This window comes from Corynebacterium sp. A21, assembly GCF_052266655.1.
Taxonomy (GTDB): Bacteria; Actinomycetota; Actinomycetes; order Mycobacteriales; family Mycobacteriaceae; genus Corynebacterium.
The window spans coordinates 1-24,685 of the sequence record NZ_JBQPQY010000013.1; the positions used below are offsets into that span (position 1 = coordinate 1).

A 24,685-nucleotide genomic window follows, 5' to 3' on the forward strand; every position below is an offset into this window, starting at 1 on the left:
AGACCTAAACGTCAAACCCCAGGTCAGCCAGACTAAGCAACCCAGCCCAGTACCCCAGCCCAGCAGCCCAGCCAGGTCAACCAGACTAAGTACCCAGCCCAACCAGCAGTTCCTCGAACCGCTGCCCCGTCTCCTCCCAGGAGTAGCTGGCGGCGAGGTCGCGGGCGGCGGCACCGAGGGCGCGGCGTCGGGAAGCATCTTCCAGGAGCTGCCCGGTGGCGGTGATCAGCTGTGCCCGGTCGTTCACCAGCAGTCCGGTGTCCCCGTGTTTGATGGAGTCGCGGAGTCCGCCGGCGCTGAGGTAGCCGATGCTGGGCACACCGTGCTGGGCCGCTTCAATCACGGCCAGCCCCCAACCTTCTTTGCGCGAGGGCATCAGGTGCAGCTCCGCGCGGGCGAGTAGCGCGTGTTTGTAGTCCTCGGTGACCTGACCGTGGAAGTGGATACGGTGTGCTACTCCGGTGGTGCGGGCGTATTCGCGCAGCTCCTCCTCCCACCAGCCGCTGCCGATGACGTCGAGAATGAGGTTCTGTTTCTCCCCGAGCGCGGTGATCACATCCATCGCGTCCTCGATCTGCTTGTGCGGCACCAGCCGGGAAAGCGTGACCAGGTGGGTTGCCCCATCATCATCGAGCCGGGGCAGATGCTCGGGGATCGGGTCGATGCCGTTGCGGATGATGTGGATGTCCCCGTCCCTGACTTTCAGGTCCACGAGTTCCTCTGCGCTCGGCCCGGAGACCGTGACATAGGGCGCACCGCGGTAGACCTTGGGCGCCACGGACTTCTCCAGGAACCAGCCGATCCTGGCTACCGTGGGACCGGCGACCGGCCACTGCTCCCGGTGGCAGTGATGGGTCAGCAGCACTGTCGGCGCGCTCGCGAAGATCCGCGCGAAGAAGGGGACGCCGTTCTGCGTATCGACGACCACGTCAACCCGACCGAGTGTGCCAATCCCCAGGCGCCCGGCCAAGATCCCCAGCCAGGCTTTCGGGTACACCGTGAACTTCCCGCCGCTACGGGAATAGCGCACCCCCGCGCGTATACTGCGGCGCGGGGCATCGGTATGCCCGGCGGTGCGGTAAACCACCTCGTGGCCCTGCCTGGCCAGATATTCACCGACCCGTTCCAAGTAACGCTCAGAGCCGCCGCCCTGCGGGTGGGTGGAATCTCGCCAGCACAATAAAAGGATCTTCATGTCCTAGCCAAGCCTAGCGGCGCCGCTGACCAGCCGCGGAATCCTACTTGTAGTCTTGGAGTGTTCATATCCTGCTATGAGTTGGGGGCTGGTTGTGTCTTTGGAATATTCGCGGCGACGGGCGAGTCTGCGGCGATCCTTGGGGCTGCTGAGCTCCTTCCGGCATGAACAAACCCGGCCGGATATTTTCTACGGCGGCCTGGCCGTGGACACCGCCTCCCTGATCTCAGCGCTGTGGCATGACGTCTGCGGGGTGCCGCTGACGGGGCATTCCGTGTTGGATGTGGGCGGTGGGCCCGGCTATTTCGCGCAGGAGTTTGAAAACCACGGGGTGTACTACACCGCGGTGGAACCCGATGTCGGCGAGATGGCCGCTGCCGGAATCGAGGTCTCGGCCTCAGTGCGGGGATCCGGGATGGACCTGCCCTTCCGGGATGATTCCTTCGATGTGGTCTACTCCAGCAACGTCGCTGAGCATGTCCCCGAGCCCTGGCGGATGGGCGAGGAAATGCTGCGCGTCACCCGGCCCGGCGGTCTTGTCATTTATAGCTACACCATCTGGTTGGGGCCCTTCGGCGGGCATGAGACCGGGCTGTGGCAGCACTATGTGGGTGGGGAATTCGCCCGCGACCGCTACACCCGTACGCAGGGGCATCCACCGAAGAATGTCTTCGGTTCCTCCTTGTTCAAGGTCTCCTGCGCGGAGGGCCTGGAGTGGGGCCGTTCTGTGACGGGCGCGGAGTTGGTGGCTGCGTTCCCCCGCTACCACCCAGGTTGGGCTTGGTGGATGGTGAAGGTTCCGGTCCTGCGGGAATTTATGGTGAGCAACCTGGTGCTGGTGCTGCGGAAATTCTGAACGCTTTTCCCATTCGCCCAGGAATTTTGAGTGATAGGGTTCACAGTTAGAGGTGTTGCGCAGCGCTTGGCGCAACCGGAATCAGGCTGCGGATGGGATGCAACGTGGATCTTTTTGAGTACCAGGCACGCGACCTCTTCGAAGCCCATGATGTTCCGGTGCTGCCGGGCATTGTGGCCACCACACCTGAGGAGGCCCGCGCGGCGGCCGCCCAGCTCGGGGGTGTCACGGCCATCAAAGCGCAGGTCAAGGTCGGTGGGCGCGGCAAAGCCGGTGGCGTGAAGATCGCAAAGAATCCCGATGAGGCTTTCGCTGCGGCCACCGACATGCTCGGCATGGACATCAAAGGCCACACCGTGGAAAAGGTCATGGTGGCCCAGGGCGTGAAGATCAGCCAGGAGTACTACTTCTCCATTCTGCTGGATCGGGCGAAGCGCTCCTATCTGGCCATGTGCTCGCTCGAGGGTGGGGTGGATATCGAGCACCTCGCCGAGGAGAAACCCGAGGCGCTCGTCCACATCGAGGTCGACCCGCTCATCGGTATCGACGCCGCGAAGGCCCGCGAGATCGTGGTCGCCACCGGGCTTCCCAGCCAGGCGGGCCCGGTCCTGACGAAGATCTACGAGGTCTACCGCGATGAGGATGCCACCCTCGTCGAGGTCAATCCCCTGGTGCTCACAGAGGCGGGCGAGATCATCGCGCTCGACGCCAAGATCACCCTCGACGACAACGCCGATTTCCGCCACGTCAACCGCGAAGCGCTCGCCGAGGCCGCGGGCAGCCTCGACTCACTTGAGCTGGCGGCCAAGAAGCACGATCTCAACTACGTGAGTCTCGATGGCTCGGTCGGCATCATCGGCAATGGTGCGGGTCTGGTCATGTCGACTCTCGATGTCGTCGCCAATGCCGGGCAGCGCCACGGCGGCCAGAAACCCGCCAACTTCCTCGACATCGGCGGTGGTGCCTCAGCCGAGAGCATGGCCGCCGGCCTGGACATCATTCTCCGTGATCCGCAGGTCAGGAGCGTCCTGGTCAATGTTTTCGGGGGTATCACGGCGTGCGACGTCGTGGCCCGGGGCATCGTCGGCGCGCTCAGCGCCCTCGGGGAGACAGCCACCAAACCCCTGATCGTGCGACTCGACGGCAACCATGTCGAGGAGGGCCGCCGCATCCTCGCCGACTACCACCACCCGCTGGTGACAGTGGTGCAGAGCATGGACGAGGCCGCCGAGCTCGCGGTGGTGGCCTCCCAGGACAACACAGGAGAAAACCATGTCGATCTTCCTCGATGAGAACTCCCGGATCATCATCCAGGGCATCACCGGTGCCGAGGGCTCCGAGCACGCCACCCGCATGCTCGCCTCCGGTGCCAATGTCGTCGGCGGCACCAACCCACGCAAAGCCGGGCAGACCATCACCCTGAATGACACCGAACTGCCAGTCTTCGGCACCGTGGCCGAGGCCATGGAGCAGACCGGTGCCAATGTCTCGGTGATCTTCGTGCCCCCGGCCTTCGCCAAGGGAGCCATCGATGAGGCCATTGATGCGCGCATTCCGCTGCTGGTGATCATCACCGAGGGCATCCCGGTCAAGGACGCCTCAGAAGCCTGGGCCCATGCACAGCAGGTGGGCGGCACCCGCATCATCGGCCCGAACTGCCCCGGCATCATCACGCCCGGGGTCTCACTGGCCGGCATCACACCCGCGAACATCACCGGAACCGGCCCCATCGGACTGATCTCCAAGTCCGGGACGCTGACCTACCAGATGATGTTCGAGCTCGCCGAGATCGGCTTTTCCACCGCCATCGGCATCGGCGGCGACCCGATCATCGGCACCACCCACATCGATGCGCTCGCCGCCTTCGAGGCCGACCCCGACACCAAGGCGATCATCATGATCGGAGAGATCGGTGGCGACGCCGAGGAACGCGCCGCCGAGTTCATCAAGACCAATGTGAGCAAGCCCGTCGTCGGCTACGTCGCCGGCTTCACCGCCCCAGAGGGCCGGACCATGGGCCATGCGGGTGCCATCGTCACCGGCTCAGTCGGCACCGCCCGGGCCAAGAAGGCAGCCCTCGAGGCTGTCGGGGTGCGGGTGGGCACCACCCCGACCGAGACCGCGGACCTGATGAAGGAGATCATCGCCGGGCTTTAGCGTGGCGTCGATAAGCGGAATCTTTAGACCTTGACGGGATCCATGAGGACCTCGGTTTTCGGGAAAGGCATGTGACCGGTGTCGATATCAGGATTCTCGTCCTGGGTGGCCACGATCTCCCAGGCCTCATCCTGGGATCCCACCGTGGGGAAGGAACCCAGCAGCGGCTTCTTCGAGGACTCCGGCATGAAGATCAGCGCCACGCCGGCGATCGCGGAGAAGGCCATGATGTAGAGCGCCGGAACAATATCCAGGCCGGTCTGCTGCAACAGGAACTGAATGACCAGCGGTGCGGTGCCGCCGAACAGAGACACCGCCAGGTTGTAGGAGATCCCCATTCCCGAGAACCGGGACGCGGTGGGAAACAGCGCCGGGATCGCCGAGGCGGAAAGCGCGACATAGATGCCGGTGGACACCGCCACCAGCGAGAGCGCGATCACCACACCCAAGAGCGTGCCGGTGTTCATGATCATGAAGGCTGGGATCATCGCGACGAGTGTGAAGCCCACGGCCACCGCATAGACCGGCTTTCGGCCGACCCGATCAGACCACATGCCCACCAGCGGCAGGCACAGCGCCATGACCACCAGCACCGGGACCGTGACCATCGCGGCCGACACCGAGTGCATGCCGATCTGGGTCTCAAGATAAACCGGCATATAACTGGTCAGCGCATAACCGACGGTGTTCGCCGCCGCCACAATCGCGATTCCGATCAGCAGCGGACGCCAATGATGGCGGACCACACCGAGCAGCCCCAGACGGGCATAGGGATCATCTGGATCCTTGGCGATCTCCTTGCTCCCCGCCTCCTCATTGCTTTCGAAGGCCGGGGTCTCCGGGATGCGGGTACGCAGGTAAACCGCCACAATTCCCAGCGGAATGGCCGTCAGGAAAGGGATACGCCAGCCGAAGTCCTCCATCGCAGTGGCACCCCAATAATGCGTGGTGAGCCAGGTGGTCAGGGCAACAGTGGTCGCGCCGGCGGCAAATCCCAGGTAGGAACCCATATCCAGGAAAGCGCCGTAGTAGCCGCGTTTGCGGTCCGGCGCGAACTCCGAAACGTAGGTGGTGGCACCGGCGTACTCGCCACCGGTGGAAAATCCCTGCACCAGCTTGAGCGCATACAGCAGGATCAGAGCCCAACCACCAATGCTGGCAGAAGTCGGCAGCAGGCCGATCAGGGCGGTGGCGATGGCCATCATGGCCATGGTGAAATACAGAACTTTTTGACGGCCGATCTTATCGCCGAGCGGGCCAAGCACCATGCCGCCGAGCGGGCGGACCAGATAACTGACCGCAAAACCGAACATCACGGCCAACAGCTGCCACTTCTCGGGCAGGCCCTGGGTGAACACCGCGGTCATCGTGACGGTCAGATAGCCATAGATGCCGAAGTCGTACCACTCCATGAAATTTCCCACGGTGCTGCCTTTAATGGCGGGGCGGAGCTTCTCCGGGGGCACCACGGTGACGTCATCGACGGTCAGCCGCGGTTGATTCTTCTTCTTAAGTTTTATCGGGTTCTTGATGGGGCTCACGAGGAGATACCTCTCGTGTCGAATTTTCGGACGCACTCAGCCGCACACTCCCCATGGGGTGGCTGGCGACCAGGCCCTTAGGCGGCGTCCCTATCTATACTCTCCGTCTGCTTCCTTCTTGCCTTCCTATCGAGACTGCGGGGCCGGGGGAATACACCGGGATGTAGCCCCAGTCACAGCGACCCAACCGACCGTACGTGGGCTTCCCAGCGTTCTCCAATCACATTCGTGGTTCATACCAGCAAAGATGCTCCCAATTGCGCCCTCTTACAGCGACTCTGGGAGTTAGGTTACGTTTTGATAAAACCCGGAATGCTGGCCTATTTTCGGGGTGGTTCGGTGGCGCTTTGGTTGTGGTGCTTCAGGGCTGTTTCGAGGCGGTTCCGAGGCGGTTCCGGGGCGGTTCCGGGGCGGTTCCGGGGAATTGTGCGATACATTGTGCGTCTACCGCTCGAAACCTGTTCGCTGATCTGATTAGCTGTCAGCATGAATCAACATCGGGGGATGCTGATTATCGCGGGGGCGCATAGTCAGCGGGAACAACAACAGTTGCAACGAAAATGTCGGGGCGGTGAACTCCTCCGACTCCGCAAAGGGATCTATGTGCCGGCCCAGCAATTCCGGGAACTGCCACGCTGGGACCGCTACGATCTCTACTGCATCGCCGCGGCAATAGCCCGACCTTCAAACTTCCTGGTCGGCAAAGCCGCAGCAACAGCTTGGGGGATCCCCTTCGGTGAGGTGCCGATGTGGATAGAAATGGGCAGCGAATCACAGACCTTCGGCGACCGGGATTCCCTCCTCAAGATGAGGAAAATTGACCCCCTCCCAGACCAACCTCTGCAACAGCTCGCACCACCATTCGACGCAGGAAGAGCCACTTCGCTGTCCCAATCCCTCCTCGATATCGCGAGGTGGCACCCACTTTCAGATGCGCTACAGGCAATCGACCACTCACTTCACCATCAACTGATATCCAAAGAGCAACTAAGGGGACTGCTGCCACTCCTCGACGGGAAAACCGGGGCGTCCGCTGCCACCCGGGCACTCGATCTGGCACATCCAGCCTCAGAAAGTCCCCGGGAATCGCTACTTCGGCTGAAATTATGGGAAGCCGGCTTCCCCACACCCCACCTGCAGGCCATCATCCGGGACAGATACGGAATCTTCATCGGACGCGCTGACTACTTCTTCCCCTGGTTCTGGATCGTGCTGGAATATGACGGAGACGGCAAATACCAGGGCAGGTTCAGCCTCAGCCCCAGAGAAGCAGCGGAAGCTGAGATGCGAAGGACCAAGCTGATGGGAAACGCCGGGCTCAGGCTGGTTCGTGTCACCCGGTCGACATTCCTGGATGGTTCCTGGCTAGACGATCTCTGGGAAGCACTGGAATGGGGAAAGCGCCACAGCGAACCATTCCCGGAGAACCAGTGGAGATCAGCCGGTTTGGCCTGGGGCCGAGCCAAGTATGGATCACTACGGCGCTGACTGCGGAGGCTGGCTCCTCGGCCCGTTGGCCTCTCGGCCCCTTGGTCAGAAACCCCGGGATGAAGGGTAGGTCTCGAGAATCAGCCCAATGACCTCCCCAGGGATGCAATCTGGTCGATCCTTGAGACCTAAACGTCAAACCCCAGGTCAGCAGCCCTAAACAACCAGCCAGGCCAGGTCAGCAGCCCTAACCAACCAACCAGGCCAGGTCAGCAGCCCTAAACAACCAACCAGGCCAACCAGGCAGGCCAGGCCCAACCCACCAGAACCCAACAGCAAAACCCCTGCTCCCCGATATATAACCGGGAAACAGGGGTCAAGCCACCAGAGCCACCAAAACTAGAAGAACTACTTCTGCGCGTCGTGGATGCGCTTCTTCAGTGCCTCGAACTGGGTGTGGATCTCGGCGGGGACCTTGGGGCCGAGGAAGGTGAGGTACTCGGCGTTGTCGTCGACGTCGCGGGCCCACTGCTCTGCCGGGGCGGAGAGTGCTTCCTTGATGTCTTCGATCGGGGTGTCCAGGCCGTCGAGGTCGAGGTCCTCGGCGCGTGCGGTGTTACCGACGACGGTGGCATCGGCGCCGACGCGGCCTTCGATGCGGTCGACAACCCACTTCAGGACGCGCGAGTTGTCGCCGAAACCGGGCCACAGGAAGCGGCCGTCTTCGCCACGACGGAACCAGTTGACCAGGAAGATCGGGGGCATCTTGTCGCCACCCTTGTTGCCCATGTCGATCCAGTTCTGCAGGTATTCGCCGGCGTTGTAGCCGATGAAGGGCAGCATGGCCATCGGGTCGTGGCGCAGGGCACCGACGGTGGCTTCAGCGGATGCTGCGGTCTGGCCGGATGCCAGCAGGGAGCCGACCATGGTGCCGTGTTCCCAGTCGTAGGTCTGGGTGACCAGCGGCACGGTGTCGGGGCGACGTCCACCGAAGAGGATGGCGTCGACCTTGACGCCCTTCCAGTCGTTGAACTCCGGGGCGGCTGCCGGGGACTGCTCGATGCTGACGCAGTAGCGGGAGTTCGGGTGAGCGGCCTTCTCATCGGAGTCCGGGGTCCAGTCGTTGCCCTTCCAGTCGATGAGGTGCTGGTGCTCGCCCTCGAGGCCTTCCCACCAGATGTCACCGTCGTCGGTCAGTGCGACGTTGGTGAACAGGGTGCTACCCGGTTCCATGGTCTGCATGGCGATCGGGTTGGAGGCGTAGTTGGTGCCCGGTGCGACACCGAAGAAGCCGTTCTCCGGGTTGACGGCGTAGAGCTGGCCATCTTCACGGATTTTCAGCCATGCGATGTCATCGCCGACGACCTGGGCAGTCCAGCCCGGGATGGTCGGGGTGATCATGGCGAGGTTGGTCTTACCGCAGGCAGAGGGGAATGCCGCTGCGATGTGGTAGGCCTTGCCCTCCGGGTTGATCAGCTTCAGGATGAGCATGTGCTCAGCCATCCAGCCTTCTTCCCGTGCCATGACGGAGGCGATACGCAGGGCGTAGCACTTCTTGGCGAGGATGGCGTTTCCGCCGTAACCCGAACCGTAGGACCAGATTTCCTTGGTCTCCGGGAACTGGGTGATGTACTTGGTGTCGTTGCACGGCCAGGCGACGTCCTCCTCGCCGGGCTCCAGCGGAGCGCCGACGGAGTGGAGGCACTTGACGAAGGATCCGCCAGTACCCAGCTTGTCCAGGGCTTCGGAACCCATCCGGGTCATGATGCGCATGGACATGACGACATAAGCGGAGTCCGTCAGCTGGACACCGAGCTTGGGGTCCGGGTCGCTGATCGGGCCCATGCAGAAGGGAACCACGTACATGACGCGGCCCCGCATCGCACCCTTGTAATGGGTGCGCATCTCTTCCTTCATGGCGGCCGGCGGTGCCCAGTTGTTGGTCGGGCCGGCGCCCTCCTCAGTCTCAGAGCAGATAAAGGTCCGCGACTCGACACGGGCGACGTCGGCGGGGTTGGAACGGGCGAGGTAGCTATTAGGGCGCTTTTCCTCGTTCAGCTTAATCAGAGTTCCCGCCTCAACGAGCTCTGCAGCCATGCGATCCCACTCCCCCTGGGAGCCATCGACAAAGACCACAGATTCCGGCTCGAAGAGCTCAACTGCTTCAGCAATCCACTTCAGCAGTTCTTCGTTCTCGGTAGGCGCGGGGGCTTCCAGTCCCTTGATCGCAGTGGTCATCGTCATCTCCTGATTGGGGTCCTCGGCAGAGTTCTCACCTCATAGACTATCCACTGAGCCGGAATTTGGGGAACGTTCATAGGTGAGATGTACCTAGCTAATGTCATTACCAGCAGGTTTACCCCCGGTCCACACATTGCCACTCCCCCCTAACGTGATCTACACCGCCCTCCCGGACACCCATTTCGGGGGTACCTGATTCTGGGAGTCCCCAGTTACCGAACCCTCCAACAGGCACAATTGCAGCCCCCGACCCCCTCTCGGTGAGCAATCCCCAGGCGGCCAGATGCGGGTCGCTGGACCAGACCTCAAAAGTGCCGTCTGCGTGGACTGTTGAGATGTGGTCAACCTCCCCATCACCGTCAATATCTGCATAAATGGTCATCCCATTGGCGTCGGCGAGGGTGGCGGACTCCCCCAGCGCCGCCAGTTCCCACTCCCGATCCCCGATCCGAAGGTGAAGAATTTCCGCCCCAGATTCCATACCCCCGACACCTTCCGATACCTCAGGAAGACCGTGCAAACCAAGCCACCACATCATTATCGCCACCCCTAAAATATGTGAATCATGCAAATTCATTCGGCCAGAGATAGTTGCTGCTTCATCCACCCGCTCGGGCTGCCACCATGACCACTGGTTATATCCGGTTCGTCCCAGCGGCGGCGCAGTTCGGCCGCCAACCCCCGCACCCATTGCCGCTCCCCCGAGCGCCAGCGCAGCACCGCGACCATCCCTGCTGCCAGTGTTCCTGCCAGAATAGCCAGCGCCGGCGAGAGTGGCCACGCCAATCGAGCAATCGCCGCGACGGATAGTCCCGCGAACATCAGCACCTCCACCAGCGGGCGCACTCCCCGGGCGGGTAGTGGGCCCAGTTCCCACCGCTCGGCCATATCCACCAGCTGCGAAGTTTGCGTGCACTCACTTAACTCATATTGGAAGTATTTTATCTCCCGCTGGCGCAGGATTCCCAGCGCCCGCTGCACCTGGCCCCGCGCCAGCTCCGGGGCCACCACCACGGCAGGCTGGTCAAGGAGCCGCGCCAACAGCGCTGGGACCTCCGCCACGGAACGCGCGACCACTGCCGGTGGGGAACCAGCGGGCAGCGGTGCGGTGCTCAGTAGCCGGCGGCCCCGTTCCTGAGCATCGAGCAGCGTCGGTACATCTGTCAGGCTCCAACCGGTGTCCGGTGCCACCGCCACCACAGCATCCACATCGGCGGAATCCACCACCCTGAAGTCGCCGAGCGCGGTGCGCAGCTGCGCACAGGCGGCTGGATCCGGCCCGATCACCGCCACCCGCCTCCGGCGCTCGACGGGAGCCGGGGGCCGCAGCAGCGCCAGCGACCGCAATTCGGCGGCCAGCCCGGGGTGTCGCAGCGCCAGTGCCTCGAGTTCCCCGGCCAGCGCTGTGGCGCGGGCGTCGATAAGCAGCTCGGGGTCAATCAGATCCGGGGATATCTCGGCCGGTGACCGGGTATGGATGAACACCACCGGGCCGCTGGCCATGCGTGATTGCACCCGTGCGGGGAGTTCACCGGGATGCACCAGGAAGCAGACGTCGACCCCTGGCTGGGCGACCGGCCACGGCGCCGGCACCGCCACCACCCCGGGAATCTCCATCGGGACCACCGCAGCAAGCGTGCAGGCGGCCACCCGCGGCGGACCGGTCAGCTCCGCGAGGATATCGCGCATGGCCTGCCCCACCACGCATCCGAAAGGCCTGGCCTGCGCCCAATCGACGGTGGCCACAAAGATCGCCGGAACCGGCGCCATGGAAGTCCCCCTCTTCCCTCGACGTGTTCATCTTCACCCAACGGGGCGCGCCCTGCAACAGATCTCAAAAGAAAATTGAAGTCTTCGCATGTACAGGGAAGAATGGCGGTGATATGAATAGCACCGATATCCCCGATAACAACGAGGCCCGGAATACCGGCCGCCCGATCCAGTCCACGTTCAATGATGAGCTCGACTACCCGCGCATGGGCTCCGTGGGCTTCCGCCGCGGCACGCTGACCGAGAACCAGGAAGCCACCTGGGAGGCCAACTGGCCGATTCTGGGTCGTGAGCTCGCCGATGAACTTATCGACGTCCCGGCCTGGTTCGGCCGGGAGGGCTCCCGGACCATCCTCGAGATCGGTTCCGGCACCGGCACCTCCACCGCCGCCATGGCACCGGTCGAGGCCGACAATAATGTCATCGCCGTGGAGATCTACCGCCCCGGCCTGGCCAAGCTGCTCGGCGCGGTGGTCCGGGGCGGCATCGAGAATGTCCGCATGGTCCGGGGCGATGGCGTCGAGGTGCTCAACCGGATGTTCCCGGAAGCCTCCCTGGACGGTGTCCGCATCTTCTTCCCGGACCCCTGGCCCAAGGCCCGCCACCACAAGCGCCGCATCATCCAGTCCGGCACCCTGAACCTGATCGCCTCCCGTCTGAAGCCGGGCGGGGTGCTGCACGTGGCCACTGACCACGCGGAATACGCCGAGTGGATCCAGGAACTGGTCCATGTCGAACCGCAGTTGGAGTACATGGGTTGGCCCTGGGCGGAGTGCCCGCAACTGACCGATCGCCAGATCATCACCAAGTTCGAGGGACGCGGCCTGAACCTGGACCACACCATCACAGAATTCCTGTGGCGTCGCACCAGTGACTAAATATCTGGACCGGCACCTCTGCAGAGGCGCCGGTCCACTCTCTTTTCTGGGACCATGGCATGTAGGTCCCCTTAAAAAGGTTCCGGAGTCCGGCGGATTCGCCTGGTTCCCCGCATATTTCATATTTCAGAAAGTCCGCAACTCATGAGCGATCTCCACGAAACCACCCATCATTATTCGGTGGGTTCCACCGCCGGCCCACAGAACCTGCTGTTGGTCTGGGATGCCCCGAACCTGGATATGGGCCTCGGCGCAATTCTGGGTGGCCGTCCCACCGCCGCCTACCGCCCGCGGTTTGATGCCATCGGCCGCTGGTTGCTCGGTGAGTCCGCGAGTCTTTCCCGCGTCACCGGCGCCACCATTGAACCCGAGGCCACGGTGTTCACCAATGTCGCCCCCGGCGGCGCCGATGTGATCCGCCCCTGGGTCGAGGCACTGCGCAACGTTGGTTTCGCGGTCTTCGCCAAGCCGAAGCTGGAGGAGGACACCGACGTCGATCCGGACATGCTCGCGCATATCCGCCGCCGTCACGCTGAGGGTGTGCTGCAGGGTGTGGTCGTGGCCAGTGCGGACGGCCAGAACTTCCGTGAGATCCTGGAGGAACTCGCAGAGGAGGGGCTGCAGGTCACCGTCATCGGTTTCCACGAGCATGCCTCCTGGGCGGTGTCCGCGGATTCGATCGAATTTATTGACCTGGAGGACATCCCCGGTGTCTTCCGTGAGCCCTTGCCGCGCATCAGCCTGGACTCGCTGCCGGATGAGGGTGCCTGGCTGCAGCCTTTCCGTCCGCTGTCTGCGCTTCTGCAGAACCGCCACCACTAGAGGAGCCGGTCTTGTTCGAGAAATGGGGAGAATTTGCCTACCGGCACCGCAAGGTGGTGCCCTGGGTCATCATCGTCGCCATCCTGGCGGTCTATCTTGCCTTCGGGCTGAAGCTGGGCGAGCGGATGAGTCAGGAGGGCTGGGAAGATCCGGGCGCGGATTCCACCATCGCCGCCACCATCGAGTTGGATACCTTCGGCCGAGATGACAGCGGCGATGTGATCCTGCAGTTCGAGGCGCCGGAGGGCATGACCCTCAATGATCCGGCGATCTTCGCCGAGCTCGCCGCCCACCTCAATGAGCTCAAGGCGGCGAACCCGGATCAGATCGCCCATGTCACCAGCTACTTTGATACCCGCAACGCCCAGCTGATCACCGCGGACGGCCGTACCGCCTTCGCCGCGATCGGGCTGGTCGGCGATGGTGAGCAGACCCTGAAGGATTTCCGGGCGGTGGAGGACCAGCTGATCGGTGATCCACCGGCCGGGGTGACCACCACGGTCGCCGGCGCTACCTCGGTGGCCGATGCCCTCGATGACGGCATGTCCGCCGATATCCTCCGCGCCGAGGTCATCGCCCTGCCGCTGGTCGCCATCCTGCTGCTCTTCGTCTTCGGCTCACTGGTGGCGGCTGCCATGCCACTGCTCGTCGGTGTGCTCTCGATCCTCGGCTCACTCGGCATCCTCTCGCTGATCGCCGGGGTCTCCCAGATCAACGTCTTCTCGCAGTCCGTGGTCACCCTGCTGGGCCTGGGCCTGGCGATCGACTACGGCTTGTTCATGGTCTCCCGCTTCCGGGAGGAGTTGGACAAGGGCCGCGATGTCAGATCGGCGGTGGTGGTCACCACCGCTACCGCCGGCTCCACCGTGGTCTTCTCCGCGGCGATGGTCGCGGTGGCGCTCTCGAGTCTGTTGATCTTCCCGCAGGCCTTCCTCAAGTCGGTGGCCTTTGGTGCGATCTCCGCGGTGGCGCTGGCGGCCCTGCTCTCGATCACGGTGCTGCCGGCGATCTTCGGCATGCTGGGAAAGAACATCGACAAGTGGTCGGTGCGCCGTACCCCGCGCAACGCCCGCAAGCTCGAGGACACCATCTGGTACAAGGTCCCGGCCTGGGCCATGAAACACGCCAAGCTGGTCACCGCCGCTATCGCGCTGGCACTCATCGGCCTGACTTTCCCGATCATCGGCATCAAGCTCGGCGGCATCAATGAGACCTACCTGCCGCCGAATAATGAGACCCGGGTGGCGCAGGAACAGTTCAATGAGAACTTCCCGCAGTTCCGTACCGAGCCCATCAAGCTGGTGGTCACGGGTGCCACGAACGACCAATTGGTACAGGTGTACCAACAGGCCAACCTGGTCGAGGGCCTGACCGCCCGGTTCGCCCCCTCGACCGCCACCCAGGACGGCACTACCGTGCTCTCCGCGGGGATCACCGACCGCGAGCTGAACGCCGATGTCATTGATCAGCTACGGCAGATCGAGGCCCCGGCGGGCGTGGAGGTCTTCATCGGCGGCACCCCGGCCATGGAGGTCGAGTCCATCGAGGCGCTCTTTGACAAGCTCCCCTGGATGGCGCTGTACATGGTGGTGGCCACCTTCATCCTCATGGCACTGGTCTTCGGCTCGGTGATTCTGCCGGCCAAGGCCGTGATCATGTCGGTGCTGGGCCTGGGCGCCACCTTGGGCATCCTGACGCTGATGTTTGTCGACGGTGTCGGCGCCTCCCTGTTCAACTTCTCCCCCGGCCCCCTGATGAGCCCCGTTCTGGTGCTGATCATCGCCATCGTCTACGGACTCTCGACCGACTATGAGGTTTTCCTGGTCTCCCGGATGGTCGAAGCCAGAGACAAGGGTGCCTCCACCGACGATGCGATCCGCACCGGCACGGCGCACACCGGCTCAATCATCACCGCCGCCGCCCTGATCATGATTGTGGTGGCCGGTGCCTTCGGTTTCTCCGAGATCGTGATGATGAAATACATCGCCTTCGGCATGATCGCGGCACTCTTCCTCGATGCCACCGTCATCCGCATGCTGCTCGTCCCGGCGGTCATGCACCTGCTCCAGGACGATAACTGGTGGGCGCCCGGCTTCGTCAAAAAGGCCTACGCGAAGCTCGGCCACGGTGCTGAGCCCGCCGGCCTCTCGCTTGACGACGCCGCCTCCACGCCCGAGCCTGCCCTGGTCGGGGCCGCTGCGTCCGAGGCCGCGGCTACACCGCAGCCTGAGCCCAAGCGCGCGCCGCTGCGCGCGGAACCAGAGCCGGAGCCGGAACGCGCGCCGCTGCGCGCCGTGCCGGAACCGGAACCGGAACCCGATCCTGAACCTGATCTCGAGCCGGCGGATCGCGGCGTCGATAAGCAGCCGGAAGAGGTCATCTACGAGGCTGAGATCATGGAGGAGTCGAACTACCAGGGCCGACGTCGCCGCCAGCCGGCGCAGTCGGTGCCCTTCGCCGAGCTGATGCACCGGCTGGAGTTGGAACGACTGAAGCGCGGAGAGATCGAGAAATAGTGCGGCAACTGCGGAGGGTGATCGGCAACCGCTGGGTGCAGTGGCTCGTGCCGCTGGGCATCCTGGTGGCGGTGGCTTTCCTCTTCCGCGACCGCCTGCACTTCATCGGGGCGGGGTTTTCAGCGCTCCAGGATGCCCACCCGGCGGGCATCATCGCCGCGATCCTGATGATCATGGTGTCCTTCTTCGCGATGTCCGAGGTCATGCACCTGCTGCTGCGCGCCGGCGGCACCTATATCAGTCGGATCGACGCCAACGCCCTGACCCATGCCTCGAATGCCTGGTCCGTGACCTTCCCCGGCGGACCAGCTTTCGCTGCGGTGCTCAGCTTCCAGGTGCAGCGCCAATGGGGTGCGAGTGTGATCCTCTGCTCCTGGTTCTTCGTGTTGTCCTCCGCATTGTCCACCATGTGGCTGGTCATCCTGGGAATCGCCGGGGTGTTTTTCCTCGGGGCGGATATCAGCCTGTGGTCATTGAGTCTGACCCTCGCCGGGATGATTCTGCTGGCCGGGCTGGTCTATTGGGCAGCCCAGCATCCCCACCGGATAGGCACCTTCATCCAGGATTTTCTCCCCAGGGTGAATAAGTTGCTGCGCCGCGATCCGCAGGCCGGTGTCCGTTCCGTGCTGCGGCATATCAAGCAACTGGATAGCGTCACGCTCTCACTCGGACAGTTCGGGGTCATCTCGATCTGGTCCCTGTTGAACCGGCTCTTCGATGTCGCCACCCTCTGGGCCTGTGTGTGGGCGGTGACCGGCAGCGTTCCCGTGCTGGCTCCCGAAGCCGATAACACCACCGTGGTCGGGGTGCTACTCGCCTATGTCACCGCAAAGATCGCCGGCTCCGTGCAGGCCACCCCGGGCGGGCTCGGACCGGTGGAGGCGGCCCTGATCGCCACCCTGGTGGCCACCGGCATGACCGTCATCGATGCTACCGCTGTGGTGATCATCTACCGCCTGATCACCCTGCTGCTGATGGCCGTGTCCGGCTGGATCATCTACTTCGCCTACTTCGTGCGCCGCGGTTTCAGCGCCCGGGGCACCGAGGCCGAGCAGGAAGATTCGGAGCCGGAAGAGGAAGCCGAGCCGGCCTCGCGGGAGCGTCGAGAAGCAGCGTTAGACTCAGAACAGCAGCCTTCGAAGGAGAAAAAGTGAACAAACCCGCCACCTCATTCGGCCTGGATATCCTGGCCATCGCCCTCTTCGCGCTCTTTGCCCGGATGGCACACCAGAGTGAAGATATGCCGCTGAACTTCGGCGGCTGGCTCTCCACCCTCTGGCCCTTCCTCATCGGCGTGGTGCTGAGCTGGGTCCTGATCCTCGCCCTGAAATGGGAGGGTCGCCGGCTGATACCCGCAGGGGTGAGTGCCTGGATCATCACCGTGGTCGTCGGCCTGGTGATCTGGACCATCCGCAACGGCGATATCCCGCACTGGTCCTTCATCATGGTGGCCACCCTCATGTCCGGCATCCTGATGTTCGCCTGGCGTGGCCTGGCCAAGCTGGGGACAAAGAAGCAGCCGCGCTAACCGCCCGCTGTACCAATGTCACCCCACACTAAAAACACCGGCCCCTCCGCACAGATCGCGCGGAGGGGCCGGTGCCTTCAGAATGTGGCTCTTAGCTACTGAAGCTGTGGGCGATCTGGTTGCCGATCATGACGATCCAGTTGATGATCTCGGTGCTCAGATCCAGGGCAATGCTCAACATGCGCGTTTCCTTCCAATGGGTTCAATCGGGCTTCTGCTGAGTGTATCGACCCCGACCCCCTCATTCATTACAGGTCCACGAAACATAATTGTGGGCTTGACCTGCACTTAGAGGAGGTTAATAGAGCTTCGGCAGAGCCTGGCCGCGCTGGCCCCACCCCGGGGGACACCGCGGCGTCGACCAGCAGCCGAGCACCTAGACAGCGCAGCTACCGGTCAGATCCTGCAACGCGTGATAAGCCTGCTTCGGCTGGCCGGGGCCCTTCATCAGACCGAAGTGGGATTCCATGTCATTGGCCCCGAGATCGATGTCATACATGGTGTACAGGAACACCGGGCCCAGATTCGACTCTTCGGCGGCGATCTCCACAGCCTCGGTCACCATGGCAGCCTGCTCCTTCTCGCCGACGCCGCGGTCACCGGCGGTGGGCGCGCCATACTCGGTCAACCAGATTTCCTTGTTGCCGTCGCCATGCGATTCCATCAGGTCCTGGAGGCGGTGCAGCTGGTTAAAGCTGTTCCAATCGGAATCACCTGAGGGGCGCTCCGGAAAGGAGTAGGGGTGCATGCCGATGGAAGTGACGTGCTGGTTCGCACCGATATCGTAGAGGCGGTTCATGAAGGTCTTGCCGGAGATCGAGTAGCCGGGATCATCGGTGGCCGGCGCCAGGCCGCCGGAGATGACCTCTGCCCCCGGATCAGCTGCCTGGATGCGCGGGCCAGCGGCGGCCAGCAACTCACCGAAAGCATCCGGGTTCGGGTTCGGCCAGAAGCGCTCGAGGTTGGGCTCATTCCAGATCTCATAGGCATCAGCGCGGTCGCCGTAGCGCTCGGCCACCACCTCGACGAAGTCCGCGTAGTGCCCGGCGGCACCGCTGCCGATCACACCGAAACCATTAACCCAATCCGGGTACTGGTGGATGAGCAGCAGCGGCTTCAGGCCGGCGTCAGTGACGGCGTCCATGCGCGAATCCAGACCATCCCACCAGTACTGGCCATCCTGGTATTCGATGTCCTTCCAGATCACACCGAGCCGGACCCACTGGGAACCCATGGACACCTGCTCATCGATCATGCTGCGGAACTCCGCATCAGACATGTCCTCCCAGTTCGCGGGAGCAGCCACCCCCACCGACTGACAGGTCGCCGGGTTGGCCTCCTGGCCACCGCCGTACCCATTGTCGGGATCGCCCACACCGGTATTGCCGGAGGTGGAACTCATGGCGCCGAACATGGTGGCGGCGGCCATCAGGAAGGATGCCCCTGCGAGGGTTAAGCTGTTCACGTTATATAATACCTTTCACGTGTTAAGAGTTTCCAGGCAATACTAAACCCGGCCAGCCCAAACCCCCATATGGTGCTGATCACTTAAAAAATACGCTCTGAGCTGCTTGGATATGTATTTTCATTTGTTAGTTTCGCAACAGCAGAAACTCAGTTAAGTCTTGAATAACACGCATTAACAACAGGCCTGCAAAGCATGCCTTACCCCCGAACCGCCCCCTAAACCCAACCAGCCAAAGGCTTCCCCGGCAAATCATTTCTGAGTGAACATGAAATGGAAACTGGTGGTGGGGCAGCTCACGTGAGGATAATCACGTACCGAAATAGCGGAAATAGTGGCGGTTGAGCACAAGCTGCGCGGAAGTGGAGCGGAGATCGAGCCGCCAGCCCGGGAAACCGCTCCGGCGGATGAGGCCACTCCCCCCGGGGATCCCCGGCATGAAGGGTAGGTCTCGAGGATCGACCCAATGACCCTCCTAGAGATACAATCTGGCCGATCCTCGAGACCTAAACGTCAACCCCCAGATAGCGCCTGGGCATCATCCCGCCCCCGCCACCCTCGACGCCTGCCGGACAGCACAACCGGTCAGCCTGCAGCCCCCGCACCGCATTCAACCGCCACCTCCCGGAGTGCGGTGAAGGCCACCTTCGGATCACCGGGGCCATACATCAGGCCAAAATGTGATTCCCGGTCGTCCTCACCGAAATCAAGGTCATACATCGTGTAGATGAAGATCGGCCCCAACGTCGGGTCAATCCAGGCCAAGCGCAACGCCTCGCTCACCATCGTCGCCTGCTCCCGCTCCCCGACTCCACCTTCCCCTGAGGTGGGCGCACCATATTCGGTCAGCCAGATCTTCTTCCCACCATCACCATTTTCCCGGAGCAGCTCCTTGATCTGCCCCAGCTGCCGGAAGGTGTTCCACCTCGCCATGCCGGAGGGCCGTTCCGGATAGGAATAGGGGTGCACCGCCACTGCGGTGACATAGTTCAGCGCCTCGAGCTCATAGAGCCTCTCCAAAAAGGTGTATCCGGAGTAGGAGATACCCTCGACATTCGAGGCGGGGGCCAGACCGCCCGCAATAATCTCCGCCCCGGGGTCCACGGCCTCGATATTCTGCGATGCCACCGCCAACCACTCCGCATAGGCCACCGGATCTGGATTCGGCCAGAATCGCTCGATATTGGGCTCATTCCAGATCTCATAGGCAGTCACCCGATCGCCATAGTGTTGCGCCACCGCCCCGGCGAATTCCCCGTAGTGCTGTGCTGCCCCACTATCCACCACCCCGAAACCCTCAACCCAGTCCGGCAGGGTGTGGAGCAACAGCAGCGGGGTCAGCCCGGCATCGACCGCGGCGTTGACCCGCTGGTCGAGCTGATCCCAATAATAAGATCCCTGCTGCCGCTCGATCTCATGCCAGCTCGCCGAGATCCTGATCCACTTCGCGCCCAGGGTGACCTGCTCCCCGACCATGACCTGAAATTCATCTTCACCCATCCAGTCCCACTGTGCCGGGCCGGCCATACCCAGTTCTGAGCAGCCCCCGGCGGACACCTCGGGCATCACCACTTCCACCTCCTCACCGGACCTGCGGCTGAGACTGAGAATCACACACACCAGAGCAATCGACACCAGCACCGCCAGCACCGCGACACACCACCCGAACCAGTTTCGGCCGGGGAGTTCCTGCCCCTCGCGCCCGCTACTGTCCCCCTGTCCACCGTCGTCCCAGTTCCGGCGGTGCCTGCTCAAATCTGCCGGATCGGAATCTCCGACGGGGCGCGAATCCGGCTCAGCCATGAGTTAACGCCGCCAGCATTTTGGGAAGCGTATCGCGCAGGTCATGCCGCTCCAGAATCACCGACCGCGCCTTCGCCCGCTGCTCGCGGACCCGGTTAGGATCCGCGAGTAGTTCCCGGATTGCTTCAGCCAGGGCCACGGCATCGCCGGGGGCCACCAGCGTTCCGGCACCATCGCGAAGGTATTCTGCCGCGCCGCCGTGATCGGTGGCGATCACGGGCACCCCGGCAGCCATCGCCTCGAGGACGCCGAGGGGGCCGGCCTCCGGGGCGGTGGAGGCGGAGATCAGCAGATCCCACCGGGGGAACACCTCGGCCCGGTCAACCTGTCCGAGGAACCTCACCCGACCAGCCAGGTCCGGTGCCGCCGCCCGGGAGCGTAATTGTGCTTCAAAGTCCTCCGAGCCGGGGAAGACGGTGCCGGCGATCTCCAGGGAAACTTCGGGCAGTCTCGCCACCGCCTCGAGCAGGACATCCTGCCCCTTCCAGGAGGTCAGCACCGCCAGGATGCCCACCACCGGCGCGCCCTTCCTGGCCCGCGTCGTTCCGGTCAGCTGTGCCGGCACCACCACTCCATTGGGCCGGACCACCACTTTCCCCCCGGACTGTCCCCCGACTTTTCCCAGCATCGGTCGCACCGAAGCTGCCGTGACCTCTGACACCGCGACCGCCACATCGAGGGCAGGTGCCCCCAGCCGAAGCACCATGCGCTGCTTTCCCGACTGGATGGTGTCATGCACCAGCCAGGAAACCCAGGGAGCGGAACGCCTCCTCAGAGACCGTCCGGGGTAGGCCATACCGATGGCAGGTAGGGCGAAGGTTGAGTTGGAGATCAGGGCATCCGCCCCGGCACTCAGCCTCCGGAGCTTCCGCCCGACGCGCCACCAGGTGAGTGGGAGCTGGAGGATTTCCCCCCACCGCCGGAGTCCTTTCGCCCGCCCCAGTCGGTTCAACGCCACCGGAACATGCTCAACCTGACCGCTGAGCAGATCAGGGAGGGCACCTTCAGGGCAGACCAGCGTGACGCGGTCTCCCTGCGAGACCGCATGGCGGAGAAGATCCACGAGCACTCTTTCTGCGCCGGAGACATCTGCGCCGGCATTCACCGCAATCAGGTGCATCGAGGACCTCCCTTTTCTCAGTTTCGATCACACTGCTTCATCCTGATTTTCTTCCTGAACATCATTCTGGCGCAAAAAGGCGCACGAGACAGGAAGTTGCCGTTTCTGGGCAATTGACCATCCTTAGAATAACCCCCATAAACGAGGGGCACTACATTGTGTGGGTAAACTGTATTCACAATACAATTACCCACTATAACGTCCGTCGCCACTGAGAATTTTAGATGAATTTCCTAGCTAAACTGAAATAGTTTTCAACATGAATAAGATTAACTGCGGATGAACTAGAGGCCCTAATTCTAGGGGCCCCTAGAATAACGGCACCTTAACGGGGGGCAAAGTTACTCTTGTTAATTCCTTAAACCCCAGGTGAGCCCCATGTTTTAGGGGCCATAGCAAAAAGGCCACCCCCGCCAAAATCCCTTCGGTAACTTAATTAATTTTTTATGCATGAAGTCAAATGCATTATGGCCATCTCTTATAAAGATTGGTATTCATTTTCAATTGAACGATATTACTTATTTGTCAATGTGGCTAATAAGCTATTAATTCATACTGTTTAAGGCTTAAAATTGGCTCGAGATGAAAAACAGCTAGACCAAGTAATTGGAAACTAGCCGCAGTTTCTGTCTTCTTCCGACACCATCGAAATAAGGCAGTCACAGCTCACGACAATTGGAAGACCCTGGCGTATCCACCTTTCCGGTCCGATCTCCCCCAGGTCTCGTCGGTGGTTCCACTTCTCACTCTGGATCATTCCAACAGAGGTCTTCAACATAGGAGGTCCCCGGTGTCCACCGGTTTGAGTTTTCGGAGTACCGCCACGGTCAGTACCGCCACGGTCAGTACCGCCATGGTCGGTACCGACACATCCGGCCCTCCCTCAGTCTTTAATCGGCAAAGGTAGGTCGACTAGTTATGGTTTCCGGTAATCCCGGCGCCTCAGCACGACAGATCATGATCAACAATTCTTTCGCTGAGGTCCGCACAACGGGTAGATGGCAAGCACTCATCGGCAGAAGGCTCACCGATCGACTGCAGAGATTCGCTGATGCTGCCACCGTCCTGGCGGTCTGCCTGGCTTTTGCTCAGATGCCCCCCTTCCTCACTGCGCTGGCCATCATCTTGGTGATGGTGGCGGTTCCCCAGCTCTATCGTTTCCGACTCTGCATCTCGGTGCTCGATGACCTTCCCCGACTGCTCCTGGTCGGCACCATCTCCCCTTTCATCATTTCCTCCCTGTTGAACCCGGAGATGCCACCACGTGACTCGGCGATCTTCGCCCTGGCTATCGCCTCGGCTCTGGTCGGCTCGAAGATCGTTGTGTCGGTGGCGCTGCGGATCCACCGCACCAGGCACCCTGAGGTGCTGAGCCGCGCCCTCATCCTCGGGTCTGGCCCCCTGGCCAGGGAGCTCTGCCAGGATCTTGCGGACTCACCCGCTTATGGGCTGCGTCCCGTGGCCATGCTTGACAATGAGTTGGAGCCCGGCCCCGCCATCCCCGGTGTTGCCCTGCAGACTTTTGGCGGCGATCTGCCGGCGCTGATCCGTGATCATCAGGCCAGCACCGTGATCATCGCCTTCTGCCACTATGACGATGAGCGGCTGCTGCGGATTCTGCGCTCTTGTATCCGTGAGGATGCGGAGCTCTACATCATCCCCCGCCTGCCCGAATATCACGACCGGGACAACTTCACGGAGATGATCGGGGCGCTCCCGCTGCGCCATGTATCCCGGGCGGCCCACCGTTCCCTCACCTGGTTCTGCAAACGTCCCTTCGACATTGTGGTCAGTGGTTTCACCTTGTTGGTGCTCTCTCCGCTGCTGCTGCTCCTGGTGCTGCTGATCAAACGTGACACCCCAGGTGCCCCGGTTCTCTTCCGGCAGACCCGCATCGGCCTCGACGATCGTCCCTTCGAGCTCCTGAAATTCCGCACCCTGACTCCGGTGGATCCAGGTGAGTCGGATGCCCAGTGGAATATCGCCGGCGATAACCGGCTCAAGCGGCTGGGTGCCTTCCTCCGGAAGTACTCCCTGGATGAGCTGCCTCAGGTCTACAACGTCTTGCGGGGTGATATGACCCTGGTGGGTCCGCGCCCCGAGCGTCCCTACTTCGTGGACAAGTTCGGGATGGAGATTCCGGGTTATCATGCCCGCCATCGGGTTCCGGTCGGGCTGACCGGCTGGGCGGCCATCAACGGTCTGCGCGGCGATACCAGCATCCGGGAGCGGGTCCTCTACGACAACTACTACATCGAGAACTGGTCCCCCTGGCTGGATCTCAAGATCATCATCCTCACGGTCTGGGCGGTCCTCGCTGGGAGCGGCGGATAATGAACAACCTCGTCCTCGGTGCGCTGGCGCTGCGACCCCACGGTAGCGGGGTGCAGACCTACCAGCGCGAGCTGATCCGGGAGCTCGCCCGGATCGAGGGGCTGCCCGACCTCGCGGCGGTGGTCCAGGCCGATGCCGTGAATGAACTCGCCCCGGGCGTCGCACCGTTATCTCGTCCGGTCACCGCCGGAGCCCGGCGCGCTTTGCAGGGCATGGCGCCGGTGTCCGCCACGCTCTTCCACAGCCTTGATGTGGATCTTCCACTGGCGCAGCGTTCTCCCACGGTGTCCACGGTGCATGATCTGTCGGTGTTTGACACCCCTTGGGCGATGTCGAAGCTGCGTGCCCGGGGTGAGCAGGCGTTATTGCGCCGTAGTCTGCATCGGGCGGATGCGATCATTTCGGTGTCGGAGTTCACGGCGGAACGGGTGCGGGAGCTGATCGGCCGCGATTCGACGGTCACGCCCCTGGCGCCGGCGCCCTGGGCCCGGATTCCCTCGGCGGAGGCGGTGGCGGAGGTTCGCGCGAAGTATCAGCTGCCGCCGCGTTTCGTGTTGCAGTTGGGCACCCTGGAGCCGCGGAAGCGGCCGGATGTGGTGGCTCAGGCGCTGTTGGGTTCGGGGGTTCCGTTGGTGCTGGCGGGTGGGCGTACTGACGGGCCCTTGCGGCCGGCGGGTTCGGTCGGTCTCGGCTATGTCGATCTCGCGGATATTCCGGCCCTGTACCGGGCGGCGGAGGTGGTCGCCTATGCCTCGATCTATGAGGGTTTCGGGTTACCTCCGGTGGAGGCCATGGCCTGTGGTGCGGTGGTCGTCGCCAGTGCCGTGGGAGGGATCCCCGAGGCGGTGGGGGCGGGTGCGGTGGTGGTCCGGGGGCTGGATCCCGCGGACTGGCGGGCGGCACTGCTCCCGCTGCTTAACGACGCTGCGGCCCGCCGGCAGGTGCGGGCCGCGGCGGCCGCGCAACTCGGCCGGTTGACCTGGGTGGCCACGGCCGCCGCCACGGCGAAGGTCTACGCCACCCTGCTCTAG

At 62.8% G+C, this 24,685-nt stretch carries 19 protein-coding genes; 11 read left to right on the forward strand and 8 right to left on the reverse strand.

Annotated features, from left to right (window positions below):
- Positions 1 to 85 precede the first annotated feature (85 nt).
- On the reverse strand, positions 86 to 1,195 hold the full coding sequence (locus tag ACTU46_RS13815; RefSeq protein ID WP_443382714.1) for a glycosyltransferase family 4 protein: 1,110 nt from the start codon (positions 1,193 to 1,195) through the stop codon (positions 86 to 88).
- Between the two features lie 76 nt (positions 1,196 to 1,271).
- Here ACTU46_RS13815 and ACTU46_RS13820 point away from each other — a divergent pair, with 76 nt between their 5' ends.
- The 3 genes from ACTU46_RS13820 (at position 1,272) to sucD (ending at position 4,208) form a co-directional block, all read left to right on the forward strand.
- A complete protein-coding gene (locus ACTU46_RS13820; protein WP_443382717.1) occupies positions 1,272 to 2,051 on the forward strand; it encodes a class I SAM-dependent methyltransferase in 780 nt (259 codons plus the stop codon).
- A 104-nt stretch (positions 2,052 to 2,155) separates the two neighbouring features.
- Positions 2,156 to 3,343, forward strand: coding sequence for an ADP-forming succinate--CoA ligase subunit beta (sucC, locus tag ACTU46_RS13825; RefSeq protein ID WP_443382720.1), 1,188 nt, complete (start codon positions 2,156 to 2,158; stop codon positions 3,341 to 3,343).
- Entirely contained in the window at positions 3,324 to 4,208 is an 885-nt protein-coding gene (sucD, locus tag ACTU46_RS13830) for a succinate--CoA ligase subunit alpha (protein WP_443382723.1), read from the forward strand. The genes sucC and sucD overlap by 20 nt, the downstream gene beginning before the upstream one ends.
- Before the next feature lie 23 nt (positions 4,209 to 4,231).
- On the opposite strand, the gene ACTU46_RS13835 is transcribed toward sucD, so the two are convergent.
- Entirely contained in the window at positions 4,232 to 5,749 is a 1,518-nt protein-coding gene (locus ACTU46_RS13835) for an MFS transporter (RefSeq protein ID WP_443382726.1), read from the reverse strand.
- 603 nt (positions 5,750 to 6,352) lie between these two features.
- On the opposite strand from ACTU46_RS13835, the gene ACTU46_RS13840 reads away from it, so the two are divergent.
- Positions 6,353 to 7,237 carry a hypothetical protein gene (locus ACTU46_RS13840; RefSeq protein ID WP_443382729.1) on the forward strand — a complete coding sequence of 295 codons (885 nt, stop codon included), beginning with the start codon at positions 6,353 to 6,355 and terminating at the stop codon, positions 7,235 to 7,237.
- A gap of 348 nt (positions 7,238 to 7,585) precedes the next feature.
- Here the strand turns inward: ACTU46_RS13840 and ACTU46_RS13845 are convergent, their stop codons facing one another.
- From ACTU46_RS13845 to ACTU46_RS13855, 3 genes are all read right to left on the reverse strand, one after another.
- Entirely contained in the window at positions 7,586 to 9,415 is a 1,830-nt protein-coding gene (locus ACTU46_RS13845) for a phosphoenolpyruvate carboxykinase (GTP) (protein ID WP_443382732.1), read from the reverse strand.
- A gap of 118 nt (positions 9,416 to 9,533) precedes the next feature.
- Positions 9,534 to 10,109, reverse strand: coding sequence for a DUF6802 family protein (locus ACTU46_RS13850; RefSeq protein ID WP_443382735.1), 576 nt, complete (start codon positions 10,107 to 10,109; stop codon positions 9,534 to 9,536).
- Positions 9,992 to 11,188: a hypothetical protein gene (locus ACTU46_RS13855; RefSeq protein WP_443382738.1), complete on the reverse strand. Its 1,197-nt coding sequence runs from the start codon at positions 11,186 to 11,188 to the stop codon at positions 9,992 to 9,994. Before ACTU46_RS13855 ends, ACTU46_RS13850 begins: the two co-directional genes overlap by 118 nt.
- 113 nt (positions 11,189 to 11,301) lie before the next feature.
- Between ACTU46_RS13855 and trmB the strand changes: the two genes are divergently transcribed.
- From trmB to ACTU46_RS13880, 5 genes are all read left to right on the forward strand, one after another.
- Positions 11,302 to 12,066 carry a tRNA (guanosine(46)-N7)-methyltransferase TrmB gene (trmB, locus tag ACTU46_RS13860; RefSeq protein ID WP_443382741.1) on the forward strand — a complete coding sequence of 255 codons (765 nt, stop codon included), beginning with the start codon at positions 11,302 to 11,304 and terminating at the stop codon, positions 12,064 to 12,066.
- 144 nt (positions 12,067 to 12,210) lie between these two features.
- Positions 12,211 to 12,888, forward strand: a complete 678-nt coding sequence (locus ACTU46_RS13865; RefSeq protein ID WP_443382744.1) for an NYN domain-containing protein — start codon at positions 12,211 to 12,213, stop codon at positions 12,886 to 12,888.
- An 11-nt stretch (positions 12,889 to 12,899) separates the two neighbouring features.
- Positions 12,900 to 15,404: an MMPL family transporter gene (locus tag ACTU46_RS13870; protein ID WP_443382746.1), complete on the forward strand. Its 2,505-nt coding sequence runs from the start codon at positions 12,900 to 12,902 to the stop codon at positions 15,402 to 15,404.
- Positions 15,404 to 16,558: a lysylphosphatidylglycerol synthase transmembrane domain-containing protein gene (locus ACTU46_RS13875; RefSeq protein WP_443382749.1), complete on the forward strand. Its 1,155-nt coding sequence runs from the start codon at positions 15,404 to 15,406 to the stop codon at positions 16,556 to 16,558. The genes ACTU46_RS13870 and ACTU46_RS13875 overlap by 1 nt, the downstream gene beginning before the upstream one ends.
- On the forward strand, positions 16,555 to 16,932 hold the full coding sequence (locus ACTU46_RS13880) for a DUF3054 domain-containing protein (protein WP_443382752.1): 378 nt from the start codon (positions 16,555 to 16,557) through the stop codon (positions 16,930 to 16,932). The genes ACTU46_RS13875 and ACTU46_RS13880 overlap by 4 nt, the downstream gene beginning before the upstream one ends.
- A gap of 376 nt (positions 16,933 to 17,308) precedes the next feature.
- Here the strand turns inward: ACTU46_RS13880 and ACTU46_RS13885 are convergent, their stop codons facing one another.
- The 3 genes from ACTU46_RS13885 to ACTU46_RS13895 form a co-directional block, all read right to left on the reverse strand.
- On the reverse strand, positions 17,309 to 18,397 hold the full coding sequence (locus ACTU46_RS13885; RefSeq protein ID WP_443382755.1) for a cellulase family glycosylhydrolase: 1,089 nt from the start codon (positions 18,395 to 18,397) through the stop codon (positions 17,309 to 17,311).
- Positions 18,398 to 18,982: 585 nt separating this feature from the next.
- Positions 18,983 to 20,200, reverse strand: a complete 1,218-nt coding sequence (locus ACTU46_RS13890; RefSeq protein ID WP_443382758.1) for a cellulase family glycosylhydrolase — start codon at positions 20,198 to 20,200, stop codon at positions 18,983 to 18,985.
- A complete protein-coding gene (locus tag ACTU46_RS13895) occupies positions 20,193 to 21,320 on the reverse strand; it encodes a glycosyltransferase family 4 protein (RefSeq protein WP_443382761.1) in 1,128 nt (375 codons plus the stop codon). Before ACTU46_RS13895 ends, ACTU46_RS13890 begins: the two co-directional genes overlap by 8 nt.
- 957 nt (positions 21,321 to 22,277) lie before the next feature.
- On the opposite strand from ACTU46_RS13895, the gene ACTU46_RS13900 reads away from it, so the two are divergent.
- Positions 22,278 to 23,654: a sugar transferase gene (locus ACTU46_RS13900; RefSeq protein WP_443382764.1), complete on the forward strand. Its 1,377-nt coding sequence runs from the start codon at positions 22,278 to 22,280 to the stop codon at positions 23,652 to 23,654.
- Positions 23,654 to 24,685: a glycosyltransferase family 4 protein gene (locus ACTU46_RS13905; RefSeq protein ID WP_443382767.1), complete on the forward strand. Its 1,032-nt coding sequence runs from the start codon at positions 23,654 to 23,656 to the stop codon at positions 24,683 to 24,685. The genes ACTU46_RS13900 and ACTU46_RS13905 overlap by 1 nt, the downstream gene beginning before the upstream one ends.